Origin of the sequence: Saccharobesus litoralis, from assembly GCF_003063625.1 — a bacterium.
GTDB classification, from domain to species: Bacteria; Pseudomonadota; Gammaproteobacteria; order Enterobacterales; family Alteromonadaceae; genus Saccharobesus; species Saccharobesus litoralis.
In genome coordinates this window covers 734,261-748,777 of the sequence record NZ_CP026604.1, presented here as the reverse complement: position 1 = coordinate 748,777, position 14,517 = coordinate 734,261, and the positions used below count along the sequence as shown (strand labels likewise).

Genomic DNA, 14,517 nt, shown 5'->3' with positions numbered 1-14,517 from the left:
TAAATTATGATTTTTAATTGTGAGCTTTATAACATTGTTAAAAGCTCACAATCCAAGACTCAATTTATCTATAAAAACGATAAAATTAAGAATCTTTTTATAAGAGTTAGCTTATAAACCTAAAATACGGCGGTTTAGTGCGTCGTCTTTACCGCTTGATGCAAAATCATCGAAAGCGTGATCCGGTGTGCGGATTAAGTGCTTAGTAATGAAAGGAGCACCCTCTGCTGCACCGTCTGCAGGGTGTTTAAAGCAACATTCCCATTCCAACACAGCCCAGCCTGAGTAACCATATTTAGTCATGCGACTGAAAATTTGTGAGAAATCAACCTGACCATCGCCTAGTGAGCGGAAGCGGCCAGGACGCTGCTGCCAATCTTGATAACCTCCGTAAACACCACTGCGGCCATTGGGACGAAACTCAGCATCTTTAACATGGAAAGCTTTAATGCGTTCATGGTAAATGTCGATAAACTCAAGGTAATCTAACTGTTGCAGAACAAAGTGGCTTGGGTCGTATAAAATATTTGCACGAGTGTGATTGTTAGTGGCTGCAAGGAAGCGCTCAAACGTCACGCCATCATGTAAATCTTCACCAGGGTGTAACTCGTAACAAACATCTGTGCCAGCTTCGTCGAACGCATTTAGGATAGGAACCCAACGTCGAGCGAGTTCGGCGAACCCTTCTTCAACTAAACCTGCAGGGCGCTGTGGCCATGGATAAACGGTTTGCCATAATAAAGCACCAGAAAAGCTAGCATGAGATTTTAATCCTAACTTGCCGCTAACTTTGGCTGCTTTTAACATTTGATCTGTTGCCCATTCGGCTCGTGCTGATGGATTATTGTGTACAGCTGGCGGTGCAAAAGCATCAAACTGAACATCATAACAAGGATGTGATGCGACAAGTTGACCTTGAAGATGAGTCGATAACTCACTTATTTCTAGTCCAGCGTCTTTGACTATACCTTGTACTTCATCAAGGTAAGCTTCACTTTCTGCAGCTAAATCTAAATCGAATACACGCTTGTCCCAACTTGGAATTTGCACTGCTTTGTAGCCTAAATCTGCAACCCATTTACATATACTTGGTAATGAATTAAACGGTGCTTCGTCGCCGCAAAATTGCGCGAGGAAGATACCGGGACCTTTAATTTGGCTCATTTTTAATCTCCTAAATTTGAATCTATTTGCCGATTATGCGCTTGGCAAAATAGTGAATTCTTGCCACTTGCTATCAGACTTATCAGCTGCGACCACATTTTCGATAAATGCCATGCCACGGATCGCTTCACGTATACCGGGTACATCAAATGTTTGGTTGTCGCAGGTTTCACCGGCTTTAAAAGCGCTAATTTGATCTGCAAAGTTGACATAAATGTTGGCAAAGGCTTCTAAATAACCTTCAGGGTGGCCAGGAGGAGTGCGCATGGCTTTTTGTGCCGCTTCACAAAACTCACCTACACCGGTACGAACTTGTTGGGTTGGTTTACCGTTTTCTTTTACCCAAAGGGTGTTAGGTTCAATTTGTTGCCATTCAATGGCTTTTTTGTCGCCAATCACACGAATGCGTAGATTGTTTTCGTCACCAATTTGAATTTGGCTCGACAGCAATACGCCTTTGGCACCATTATTAAATTTTAATAAAACAGTACCATCGTCATCTAGGGTGCGGCCAGCAACCGTGGCGGTTAAATCAGAACAGATGTTAGCAATTTCTAAGCCTGTCACGTATTCCGCTAAGTTAGCCGCGTGAACACCAATATCGCCCATACAACAGCTGATACCCGCTTGTTTGGGGTCTAAACGCCAAGCCGCTTGCTTGCCGCCTTCGTCATCTTTGCTTGCTAACCAACCTTGCGTGTACTCAGCAATCACTTTAACGACATTGCCTAACTCACCTGATTCCACCATATGTTTGGCTTGCTTAACCAATGGGTAACCGTTGTAGGTATGCGTTAAGCCATACAGGCGGCCATGTTTTGTCACCAACTTTTCAAGTTCAAGTGCTTCATTTAAATCAAATGTTGCTGGTTTGTCTGACATGACATGAAAGCCGTATTCAAAGGCCATCTTGGCTACCGGAAAGTGTAAGTGATTCGGCGTAACGATAGCGACAAACTCCATGCGTTGGTCTTCTGGTAATTGTGACTCACGCTGAAACATTTCTTCATAACTTTGATAACATCTTGATTCAGGTAAGAAAAGTGCAGCACCAGATGCTACACTGCGCTCGGCATTTGAGCTAAATGCCCCACATACAAGTTCAATTTGTCCATCGATTGCTGCGGCTATTCTGTGTACTGCGCCGATAAATGCACCTTGGCCGCCGCCGACCATACCCATGCGAATTTTGCCCATGAAAAGTTCCCCTACTTGGAGTTAACACATTGTTAATTAATTTATACCTAGGTCAGCAATAAACGTTATTAATAATTCGGTTTTGTATGCAACAAATTCGGCGTTTATGCTATTTTATATAAAAGGTAGATATGAGAGCGTAAAGGTTAATGAGCCAAGTGAATAAGCCTGTTGAGTTTTTACAACAAATTGGTTTAACAAAAGTAATTAGCATGTTTGACTTGATGCCGGATATTATTTTTTGGATAAAAGATCAACAAGGACGATTTGTGTATGCCAATCAAGCCTTTATTGAGCATTTTGGACAACGTAATTTATCGCAGATCGTCGGTAAAAATGATTATGACTTTGCTCCTGATTATTTGGCAAAACAATATGTAATTGACGATGAAAAAGTACAACAGGGGCAAGAAATAAACGAACGCTTGGAAATGAACATGACTAGCTCAGGCGAGCTTGCTTGGTATTCAACGTCTAAGCGGCCTTTATTTAGTGAAGATAACGAGTTTATTGGTTCGTATGGTATTACACGGCATCTGCAAAAAATGTCCAAGGCGCTTTCGGGCATAGAGGCGGTTAAATTGCCGGTGGAATACGTGCGTAAAAACTATCGTCAAGTCATATCGGTTGAGCAACTTGCTGAAATCTCCCATTTGTCGGTTAGCGCGTTGGAGAGACGTTTTAAAAAATATTTAGCCAAAACGCCTAAGCAATTTATTAATGAGGTACGCTTAGAAAACGCCAGACGATTGTTGGTTGAAACTCAAATGCCAATATCGCAAGTAGGCTACGAAACGGGGTTTGCCGATCATAGTTATTTTAGTAAACAGTTCCGATTGTTTTTTGGTGAACTTCCTTCAGACTTCCGTGAAGCCTATACTCAAAAACAATAATTTATAAAATGAAAGTTTGGCAATTGTACTGTTGCTAATTAATTTTAATGAATAATCAAAAATTGAAAATGTGATTGAATATTGGCGAAATTCTCAATTGTGGTCTAAGTTGTTTGAGATGAAATTGCCGATTTCACTTTGGGTTACACCCAATATATAACAATAAATCAACGGCTTTCAGATAGTTAACACTATGTTTTTAAAACTTAAATCAGGCAACACACACAGATACCTCATGATAGACGTTAAATTAATTTCGGTGGATCAAACCTATCCGCTGCGCAGCTTAGTATTAAATCCCAACCTAGAAGTTAACACTTTTTCTTTTGAAGGGGATGATAAGCCAGATACTCAACATTATGCGGCAATGCATCATGATGAAGTTTTGGCAATTGGTTCGGTTTACGCCCAACAAAGTGATTTGATAGAGGGGGGAACACATGCTCGCTTACGCGGCTTTGCTACGGATCCTGGTTTGCGTAATAAGGGAGTTGGTAGCCATCTATTAGAGGACATAGAGAAAAAGCTAACAGCACAGAAGTATGATGTGATCTGGAGTAGCGTAACTGCCAATTCGTTATTGTTTTATCAAAAACGTGGCTATAACGCTATTGGTTCGGAAATATTTGAACCTACTTTAGGCAAAATGGTAATTGTCGCGAAGCGTTTGTAGCTATTTGTTTTTAATTTTCCCTGTTTCTTGCTAAATAATGAGATCATAATTCAGAATCAGTGATCTCATCTAAACTCAATTTAAAACTAGCGATAAAGGTTTTTCTAAATAAATCCACTTCTGGTAAGTCCAATTTATCTAACTGGCTTTCTAATTTCTTGTGCGCTTTTTTAAACTCAGTATTACCTGCGGTTAATTCTTCAATGGTTTTTAAATAAGCACTTATAATATCGGCCGCTTTGACTAATTGATAATCTGCCTTGCTATGCTTATCAGAGCAAACCAATGGCTCGTAATAAGGGCGCAAGCGCTCGGGTAGCATATCAATTAATTTACGCTCGGCGATAAGCTCTATGTTTTTATATTCACGAGCAATGGTGTCGTTAAAATACTTAACTGGGCTAGGTAGGTCACCGGTTAACACTTCAGAAGCATCATGATAAAGCGCTAATGTGGCAATAGCTTCAGGATTAACATTGCCGTCAAAATATTCATTTTTAATAATAGCCAAGGCGTGGGCAATCATCGCAACTTGTAAACTGTGCTCTTGCACGTTTTCAATCTGAATATTACGCATTAATGGCCAGCGATTGATCAATTTCAATCGCGCCATGTGAGCAAAAAAGTGACTGACTGCCATTGGGTTAATCCTTTCGCTATAACAGCTTTACAGGCTGTAACTATTTACTGACTATAGCTATGTAAAAAACGCTCTAGCTTGTTAAAGGCTTCTTCTAGTACTTCGACGTGTGGCAATGTGACCAAGCGGAAGTGATCAGGGCTAGGCCAATTAAAACCAGTACCGTGTACCATTAATATTTTTTCTTGACGTAAGAAGTCGATAATCATTTTTTGATCATCTTTGATGTTGAATTTCTTTTGATCCAGTTTAGGGAAGATGTACATCGCACCTTTAGGTTTTACGCAGCTTAACCCTTCAATTTGGTTGACACGTTCCCATGCGTATAAGCTTTGCTCGTATAAACGGCCACCAGGCACAATGAGTTCGTTAATACTTTGATAGCCACCTAACGCTGTTTGAATGGCATGTTGACACGGCACGTTGGCGCATAAACGCATCGAGGCCAGCATGTTTAAACCTTCAATGTAGTCTTTAGCTTTATGAGTGGCGCCACTTAGCATCATCCAACCCGCGCGAAAACCAGCAATACGGTAATTTTTTGATAAACCACCAAAGGTGACTAAAAACAAATCGTCAGCAAGACTGGCGGTTGGATGGTGTTGAATATCACCATAAAGTACCTTATCGTAAATTTCGTCGCTAAATACAATCAGGTTGTGTTGTCGGGCAACTTCTAATAATTCTTTGACAATAGCTTTATCGTACACAGCACCAGTTGGGTTATTTGGGTTAATTAAAACCAGTGCTTTCGTTTTGTCGGTAATACGCGATTTGATGTCTTCAATATCCGGATACCAATCGGCATATTCATCACACATGTAGTGCACAGGTTTACCACCAGAAAGTGCAACAGCGGCAGTCCACAGTGGATAATCCGGAGCGGGTATGAGAACCTCATCATTGGCATTTAGCAAAGCTTGCATTGCCATGACAATCAGCTCTGATACGCCATTGCCAATATAGATATTCTCAATATCGATATTGCGAATACCTTTTTGCTGATAATACTGCATAACAGCAACGCGGGCTGAGTAAATCCCTTTCGAATCACAATAGCCCTGTGATTGCGGTAAATTGCGGATCACATCTTTTAAAATATCATCAGGAGCATCAAAGCCAAACGGGGCCGGGTTACCGATGTTAAGTTTAAGAATTTTATAACCTTCTTCTTCTAAGCGCTTTGCTTCGTTGGCTACTGGCCCACGGATTTCATAGCACACATGTCTTAACTTATCGGATTGCTTTATATCGTTCACTCTAATACCTGATTTTGGCTGGAAATATTTCTTTTTGATCAAGCCGCAAAACTAACGCAATGGCCTGCACATGTGAAGCGAAAATTAACATTATTACGCTTAATTTACTGAAACATGGGGTAGGTAATACAATTTATTGGTTTAGCGGCTAATCCTAACCCCCTAAACCCCCATTTTATTGAGATAAATTAATACTGTTTATTGAACCAAATTTATTTTTGCCTAACGCAAAATTTGCTGTTTGTATTTACCAAGCATATAGGCGTTTATTGTGGTCTTTGGGGTTCGAAACGCGTCAATAAATTGATTTTCTGTCAGGTGTAACATTTTTTTTACATTATTTTGTAAGGCACATTGGCGGTATGGCTTTGTTTTAATTACCTTTTTATTTGTAGGGTTATGTATTTGTTTGGAAGATTGATTAAATTTGGCTACTAAAACTACAAAATTCCTGATTTTCATCAATACTTAATAAAAGGAAACTCGCTTTTAATGATTTATTGGCGAACCAAGGATGAACCCAAAGTGCTCAAAATGATGTCAAATAAACACCCAAGAGTGAAATGTTGGCAACAAAAGAAGCAATATAAAACCCGTTAACATCCGCTAAATTGATAGAAAAATTGAGGAAACGCTTATGTCCCACGCGATGAGAAAGGAAGAAAATGCGCTACATGACAATGATCTCGGCCGTGTGATCCCATGTAACGAATTAGACTGGGGTGATCCAATAAAATGGTTACGCCTTGGCCTAAATGATATGGTTAAAGCGCCACTAATTTCGTTATTTTATGGACTGGTTTTTACCATAATTCCATTGCTTATAACCTACCTAGTTTCATTAACTGAGAATCACTTGGTTATTGCACCTGCACTGGTGGCGTTTATGATGCTAGGGCCTTTTTTAGCCGCAGGTTTATACGATACAGCTTGGGAATTTGAAAAAGGTCATACCCCTTCGTTATGGCATTCGATTAAAGCTATGCATCGTAATAGTGTGCACGAATGGGCATTTGCCATATTATTATTAGTGACCATGATATTTTGGTTACGAGTTGCCTCAATAATACATGCCTTATATCCGCCTTATGTGGGCGATGACCTAACAGAATTGATCCCCTTTTTGGCGGTAGGCACAGCCGTAGGTGCAATTTTAGCAACCTTTGTATTTACCATTAGTGCCTTTACGCAACCTACATTGGTAGAACGCAAAGTGGATTTAATGACAGCCGTGTTAACTAGCATTAATGCAGTATGGTCAAATAAAGGAGTCATGATGCTATGGGCCTTTATTATTTTGGCCTGCGTTGCCATTGGATTTGTGACTTACTTTTTCGCCTTCTTAGTGATTATGCCATTACTCGGTTTTGCAAGTTGGCATGCATACATAGACGCTGTTACGACTAAGCGTGAGCGAAAATATATGTAAACTGAGTTAAAAAGATAAAACGGTTAGACAAAAGGCGGCAATGCGTTTGTATTGTCGCTTTTTTATTTATTGGTATAACCAATTGTTTTTTTATGTGGCCGTAAATCCCCCCCTTTGTAGACGAGCATTTATGCTTGTGAGCCAGCAAACCATTCTCTTGTACGAGCATTTATGCTTGTGAGCCAGCAAACCATTCTCTCTGTGGCGAGCATTTATGCTTGCAGAGCTTGCAAGCAGAACTCAAAAGAGCAAGACTACCAAAAGTAGGGGCTTGCAAGCCAAGTCTCGCCTACAACAGTAAGCATAATCCGTGTAGACGAGCATTTATGCTTGTAGAACCTGCAAACCCAACCCAAAAGAGCAAGACTACCAAAAGTAGGGGCTTGGAAGCCAAGTCTCGCCTACAAACAACAAAGTCGCGATTGTTATTTATTGCAAACGATATGACGAGAGTGGAAAAAAATTAAAGACAAGCACAAACCAAACGCGGAAAGGGGACGCTTGGTTTGTGTTGGTTGGTAAGCAGCTAAGTTTTATGACCTTGGTTTATTACGCGCGAGCTTTCACTAGGTTATCTAATGAATATAAGCCGCGTTTTTCACTGTTTTTGCGGCGTACTTCTTCTAATGCTCTGGCTTCAATGGCATCAAATAATGCATTGATTAAGCGATTAAAATGTTCATGCATGGCTTTACGGGCTGCAGATGAATCACGGGTTTTAAGTGCGTTATATATAGCTGTGTGCTCAGCTAGTGTTTGCGCGGCATTCTCTTTTTTACACACACTGGCGTAATCAGAAATAATTTCAGCCTGACTGGATCTTAATTCCCATAAATTTTCAACGGTAATGATCATGGCTGTGTTACGAGTGGCATGGGCAATAATTTTATGAAAGGCTTTGTCAGCTTCTTCCATATGACCATTTTCCATATCAACTAATGTCTGGTGGATAGCGTCTAGCTCTTCTTCAGTAATACTCGTTGCAGCTAATGCAGCGACTTCGCCTTCAATTAATGCACGAGACTGAGTCAGTTCAAAGGCGCTAATTTTTTTCACTTCAGGTACTTTCTCTGATGTCTCTAATACATAAACACCTGAACCGGTTTTAACTTCAACCATATCGCGTACTTCTAACGCAATAATGGCTTCACGCACGGTTGGACGGCTAACTTCAAAGCGCTCAGCTAGTTCGCGCTCGGGTGGTAATCGACTACCTGGCGGGTAATCACCACGATTAATCATGTTTTCAATTTCTTCTACGATGCGCCAAAACAAACGACGATTTTTCATATTTTTACCTTTCCTCAAAATTTACGCGAGATTGGATATGTTAATTGACCAATCTCCTTAAGACCAGTTTACCTTATGTTTGACAGCTTTAGCAAAGAACATTTTTTGTCAGACCAGTGTTGGTTTTATATCTAAAACTAAAAAGCATTGGCTAAAAATGTTTGGTCATTCATTTTTATAGTTTTGGTTTTTAAATTGGTCAAATAATTATTTGACAATGGTCATATCGTTTGGTTAACTTTAATACAAGCTGTTAATAAGAGTAACCTCGAAATTAACAAAAAATTAACTAATATAAGAACAAGACAACAGAGTGGGGATCCGAAAGGTGAAACTAAATAAGATTAGCAACGCATTGTTGACTCATGAAACTAAGTTATTGAGCAAAAGCACAATCTACACCACAGCACTGTTAACTGCTTTATCAGCAACCGCTATGAACGCCAGTGCCGCTGAAGAAGCCGCTGAAGATGAAGAAGTTGAAGTAATCCAAGTATCAGGCATGCGCGGCACCATGACTCGTTCATTAAACGAGAAGAAAAATACAGTCGCAATTGTTGACGCTATCGCCGCGTCAGACTTCGGTGAACTACCTGGTTTGTCTATTTCAGATATTATCGAAAATGTGTCGGGTGCATCTGGTCACCGCTTAAAAGGTAGCCAGAATGAAATCTCTATTCGTGGTTTGGGCTCATACTGGGGGTACGCAACGTTTAATGGCCGTACTATTACCAACGCCGGTGATGGTCGCGCGGTTAACTTTAAAAAATTCCCATCTGAATTAGTAGATAAAGTTGTTGTATATAAGTCACAACAAGCTGATCTAGTTGAAGGTGGTACTTCTGGAACTATAGAGGTTTCATCTTTACGTCCCGTTGATTATGGAAAAAGTAGAACAACGGTCGAATTATCTGGTATTTACAATGAATACTACAAAGATGTTGAAGGTGATGTTACCCCTTGGGGCGGTAAAGCTGTAATTTCGACTGTTCAACAGTTTGAAACTGATAGTTTAGGCGATTTTGGATTTACTTTAGGTGTAAATCATCAAGATACATCTAACCCTGAAGAAAATTACACCAATAGTTCTCAGTTATATGCTTGCGCATTAAGAAGTGCGGATGGTCAGCTTATTTCGAGTATTCGTAACAATAAAGCTGATGAATGTGATGACCAAGGACAGCTAGTTAGTATGGGTGACATTAACCAAAACTCTAGTGAAGGTATAGATTTATCAAACCCAGATCACCTAGCTCAATTTGATCAAAGCTCTATTTTCTTTACACCTAGTAATTCAACTTGGCGTACCGGTGAAGACGAAGACACACGTACAAACGCTGTTGCTACAGTTCAATGGGTACCCAACGACCAGTGGAATATTAATTTAGACGCACAATATTCAAAACTTGAGTACACAGAAAAAAGAATGGAGTTGAAGCTAGATAACCAACGGTTAATGCTGAAAGATCATTTGATTACTGATGATCATGCTTTAGCTTATGTTAAAGGTGCTGCTAGACCTCGCCTAGCTTCTGATTGGCGTAATCAAAAAGACGATTATTTGGGCTTTGGGTTAAATGTTGAGTATTTACCTAATGATGATTTAAAGCTGTCATTTGATTTAGGTTATTCATACAGTGAGCGTTATCGTTTGCAGCAGCGTAGTCAGTTAGGCTCAAAAAATCGTTATTTTTATGAGTTGGATTACAGAGGAACTAACGTTCCTAAATTAACGTTTATCGACGCAGCCACTTATGACTTTGATGACCATGATGCATATATCCATGGTGCCAGTGCAATGGATGATGTTCAAACGACTGTATTCGACCCTACGAATATTGATTCATTTATAAGTACGCAAAAAGGTTACGTTTATCAGTACGATGAAAATGGTGCGCCAATTATCTTAGATGACGGTAAGTGGTTAGCTGCTGATCCTGCTGAACAAGAAGTTTTCAATCAAGCTTATATGGAATATAAACGTGAGCATGATCACCGAGAAAATGAAAACTTATCATTTAGATTTGATGCTGAATATCAATTAGACAACGATATATTTAGTTCTGTTAAAGCAGGAATTCGTTTATCTACTGAAACTATGCTTGATGATGACGATACAGCGGTTTCATTACATCTAGATGGTTCAGGTCAACATTATGATAAAACCGACATTGAAGATGATTACCAACACCCCAATAAATATGATGACTTTGATGACAACTGGGCTTTAGAAAGCTCTATATTGACTGCTTATGTAAAGACTAATTGCTTGAACGATCATCAAAATAATCGATTGTTTGATCAAGAAGATGCTGGTGATGCAAGCTCATTTGCGACTTATGATGCACTTTGTATGATTGGTGCTTTTAATGGATTAGCAAATGGTACTGGAAATCCGACATTCTATGATATTGGTGAAAGAGCCGATCGTCGTTCAGGAGGGGATGTTGACGTACAAGAAGATGTGACATCAGCTTATTTTATGGCCAATATAAACACTGAGATTGGAGATATCCCAGTGACTGGTAATGTTGGTGTTAGAGTTGTGAAAACTGAAACTTCATCACAAGGGTGGGCTGAAATTGTTGAAGTTACAGACTCTGATGATCCTCGCTTTGAATATAAAGCAGAAATAGCAGAAAGCGTCGAAGATGGAGCAGCAGCCGTTACAGCTATTGCGCGCTCTGGAGATTATACAGAGGTATTACCAAGTCTAAACTTAACATTTAATTTAACTGATGAGTTTATGTTAAGAACGTCTGTATATAAATCATTATCTCGTTTCTCTTTACAATCCATGGCAGCAGGGAATAGTTATTCTATCTGTGAAGTGCAGGTTGAAGCAGAAGATGAACCATTATCAGGTTGTTATACAAATGACTTAAATCAAGTAGTTGGCAGTGGTACTGCACACGGTAACCAAATGCAACCTTTCACAGCTGTTAACTACGATATTTCATTGGAATATTACCCAAGTGAAGATGCAGCCGTAACATTAGCGTTATACAAAAAAGATTTTACAGGTGGCTGGGAAAACTTAACACAAGAGCGAGAAGCATTTGTTTTTGTTGATGGAGTTGAAACGAGTGTTGGATTGAAACCATTCAGAACAGTTGAAGTTTCAGATGAGAAATCTACGATTAAAGGTTTTGAGTTAACAGCACAAAAGCACTTTACAGAGTTACCAGCTCCATTTGATGGGCTAGGCGTTAAAGGTGCTTACAACTGGGCTGATTCGTCATTTGTTACGCCTGAAGAAGCTAATTTAGGACTAGCACCAGATGCGAACTTGTTTGGATTCTCAAAAAATGTAGCTAATGCATCAGTATATTGGGAAGGTGATGCTGTAACTTTAAGATTACTATATAAGTATCGCTCTAAGTACTTCCAACCAAATAACCTGCCTTTCCCATATCGTTCACATCGATATGTACAAGAGCAAGATTATTTAGATTTTTCTGCTAAGTATAAAGTTAGTAAGAACGTATCAATTAACTTAAAAGCATTGAATTTATTAGATGAACCTCAAGTTCAAACGAGAGCTGGAGATTCCATAATTTCTGATTACTCACGTTCAGGCACTAAATGGTTCGTCGGCGTTAAAGCTAAGTTCTAAACCCTGTTTTAGTTAGTGACATTAAGGAGTACTCAGTGTTTTTGGGTACTCCTCTTTTCTTATCTTGTTTTGTATTTGGATAGATCCATGTTTAAAAACTCAGTTCGTATGCAGTTTACTTATCTTTGGTCGTTTCTATTTGTCGCTTTGTTTGCTGTCGAAATCAGCGCTAAAGAATACCTCGTTAAAAGCCAAGCTGAATATCAACAGGTTAGCCAGTCGTTAAAAGCGGGTGATACGGTTGTGTTAGCCAATGGTGAGTGGCGTAATTTTGAAATTGTGTTTACCGGAAAAGGTAAAAAAGGTAAGCCAATTAGTTTGGTTGCACAAACCAAAGGTAAAGTAACATTAACTGGCCAATCTAATCTGCGCTTAGGTGGTGAGTATTTGCACGTTGAAGGCCTAGTTTTTAAAAATGGCTTTACGCCTACCGGTGAGGTTATCGCCTATCGTGTTAACAAACAGTTGTTAGCTCATCACAGTCGAGTGACTCAAGTGGTCATTGATAACTATTCTAACCCTGATCGCTTTGAAGCGGACTATTGGGTGGCTATGTTTGGTAAACATAATCGTTTTGATCATAGCCATTTAGTGGGCAAGCGTAATAAAGGCGTGACAATGGCCGTGCGGTTAAATACTGAAGAAAGCCGTGAAAATTATCACCAAATTGACCACAACTATTTCGGTCCTCGCCCTATCTTTGGTTCAAATGGTGGCGAAACCTTGCGTATTGGCACTAGCCATTTCTCGCTATCTAATTCGTTTACCGTGGTTGAAAATAACTACTTTGATCGCTGTAACGGTGAAGTTGAAATTATCTCGATTAAGTCGGGTAAAAACCAAGTCCGCAATAATGTGTTTTTTGAGTCTCGCGGCACGTTAACCATGCGACATGGTAATGGCAATATCATTGAAAATAATGTGTTTTTTGGCAATGGTGTTGATCATACCGGTGGTATTCGCGTTATTAACGCAGAACACATGATCCGCAATAATTATATGGAAGGTTTAACTGGCTATCGCTTTGGTAGTGGTTTTACGGTAATGAATGGCGTACCTAACTCACCGATCAACCGCTATCATCAAGTGAATAATGTCACTATTACGCAAAATAGCTTTATTAATTTAGATCATATTCATTTTGCTGCCGGTGCCGATGCCGAGCGTTCAGCCCCACCGATTAATAGCCAATTTAGCAATAACTTAGTTTTTAACCAAAACAATCAAGACCCATTCAGTTTATTTGACGACATCAGTGGTATTAGTTTTAAAGGTAATGCTTATAACCAAGTATCTTCTCCTAAAATTAGTCAGGGTTTTAGCAATCAAGTTATTAAAGTTAAACGTGCGGCTAATGGCTTACTTTATCCAACTAATTTAACCGGTGTTGGTGCGGATAAATCGCTTAAGCCAATTGCTAAACAAGCTACAGGTGTGAGTTGGTATGAAAAAACAGAGCCAGAAGTCGCATTTGATTCAGGTAAAACATTACAAGTCACGCCAGGTTACGAACAAATTTTTAGTGCGCTTAGCAAAGCAAAAAGTGGCGACACATTAAGCTTGGCGGCTGGACACTATGTTGAATCGAAAAAAATTCAGCTTGATAAGGTGATTAGCATTGTTGCTGCCACTAAAGGGCAAGTGACGATTGAGTTTTTAGGAACCAGTTTATTTGTCATTGCCAACAATGGCAGTTTACGCCTAGTTGGCTTAACAATTAATGGTAAAGAAGCACCAGACTATTCTGGCAATGCTTTAATTCGTACTGCTAAGTGGGGCATGTATAAAAACTATCGTTTAAGCATTGAAGACACGCAAATCAGTGACTTAGATGTAAATCATTCGTTCTCGGTATTTGACTCAGGCGCTCGTGCTTTTGCTAGCCAAATTACCATTAAAAACAGTGTGTTTAACAATATTACCGGCGACATTTTACGTTTAAATAAAGAGGCCGATGATTTAGGTATTTACAACGCCGAATATGTCACTTTAAGCAATAACCAGTTTTCTGATGTGCAAGGTGCGTTGGCTAAAATTTATCGTGGTGGCCGTGATGAAAGTACCTTTGGCCCTCATCTTGATATGCAAGGTAATGTATTAAGTAATGTAGGTAAAGGTAAACGTAATAAGTCGAAATCAGCCGTTTACTTACACGGTGTTCAGGTTACGAATATTGCTAACAATACAGTTGAAAACTCGGCCGGTGTGGTGATTGAACATACCGTTGGTGAGCCTATTTCTGTTGTGCAAGACAATTCGTTTAAAGCTACGCCAGCACCGAGTGTTGTTGAGTTACATACGGGTGGTGCACATACTGCTCAGTTAAAAAATAATAAAGTGTTGTAAGGGCTGATGC

The 14,517-nt window shown here is 39.6% G+C and carries 10 protein-coding genes; 5 read left to right on the top strand and 5 right to left on the bottom strand.

Features of this window, described 5'->3' with window-relative positions; translation table 11 throughout:
* Positions 1–111 precede the first annotated feature (111 nt).
* Both C2869_RS02830 and C2869_RS02825 read right to left on the bottom strand, forming a co-directional pair.
* Positions 112–1,164: a sugar phosphate isomerase/epimerase family protein gene (locus C2869_RS02830; RefSeq protein WP_108601511.1), complete on the bottom strand. Its 1,053-nt coding sequence runs from the start codon at positions 1,162–1,164 to the stop codon at positions 112–114.
* 33 nt (positions 1,165–1,197) lie between these two features.
* Positions 1,198–2,361, bottom strand: a complete 1,164-nt coding sequence (locus C2869_RS02825; RefSeq protein ID WP_228710746.1) for a Gfo/Idh/MocA family protein — start codon at positions 2,359–2,361, stop codon at positions 1,198–1,200.
* A 149-nt stretch (positions 2,362–2,510) separates the two neighbouring features.
* On the opposite strand from C2869_RS02825, the gene C2869_RS02820 reads away from it, so the two are divergent.
* Positions 2,511–3,254: an AraC family transcriptional regulator gene (locus C2869_RS02820; RefSeq protein ID WP_108601510.1), complete on the top strand. Its 744-nt coding sequence runs from the start codon at positions 2,511–2,513 to the stop codon at positions 3,252–3,254.
* Positions 3,255–3,489: 235 nt separating this feature from the next.
* Positions 3,490–3,927, top strand: a complete 438-nt coding sequence (locus C2869_RS02815; RefSeq protein ID WP_159083999.1) for a GNAT family N-acetyltransferase — start codon at positions 3,490–3,492, stop codon at positions 3,925–3,927.
* 43 nt (positions 3,928–3,970) lie between these two features.
* On the opposite strand, the gene yfbR is transcribed toward C2869_RS02815, so the two are convergent.
* Both yfbR and C2869_RS02805 read right to left on the bottom strand, forming a co-directional pair.
* Positions 3,971–4,567: a 5'-deoxynucleotidase gene (gene yfbR, locus C2869_RS02810; protein ID WP_108601508.1), complete on the bottom strand. Its 597-nt coding sequence runs from the start codon at positions 4,565–4,567 to the stop codon at positions 3,971–3,973.
* 44 nt (positions 4,568–4,611) lie between these two features.
* A complete protein-coding gene (locus C2869_RS02805; RefSeq protein WP_108601507.1) occupies positions 4,612–5,826 on the bottom strand; it encodes a pyridoxal phosphate-dependent aminotransferase in 1,215 nt (404 codons plus the stop codon).
* A 637-nt stretch (positions 5,827–6,463) separates the two neighbouring features.
* On the opposite strand from C2869_RS02805, the gene C2869_RS02795 reads away from it, so the two are divergent.
* Positions 6,464–7,255, top strand: a complete 792-nt coding sequence (locus C2869_RS02795) for a DUF2189 domain-containing protein (protein WP_108601505.1) — start codon at positions 6,464–6,466, stop codon at positions 7,253–7,255.
* 549 nt (positions 7,256–7,804) lie between these two features.
* Here C2869_RS02795 and C2869_RS02790 read toward each other — a convergent pair.
* Positions 7,805–8,545 (bottom strand): FadR/GntR family transcriptional regulator, encoded by a 741-nt coding sequence (locus tag C2869_RS02790; protein WP_108601504.1) that lies wholly within the window; start codon positions 8,543–8,545, stop codon positions 7,805–7,807.
* A gap of 328 nt (positions 8,546–8,873) precedes the next feature.
* Between C2869_RS02790 and C2869_RS02785 the strand changes: the two genes are divergently transcribed.
* A complete protein-coding gene (locus tag C2869_RS02785) occupies positions 8,874–12,161 on the top strand; it encodes a TonB-dependent receptor (protein WP_108601503.1) in 3,288 nt (1,095 codons plus the stop codon).
* A gap of 87 nt (positions 12,162–12,248) precedes the next feature.
* Positions 12,249–14,507, top strand: coding sequence for a chondroitinase-B domain-containing protein (locus C2869_RS02780; RefSeq protein WP_408011885.1), 2,259 nt, complete (start codon positions 12,249–12,251; stop codon positions 14,505–14,507).
* Positions 14,508–14,517 lie beyond the last annotated feature (10 nt).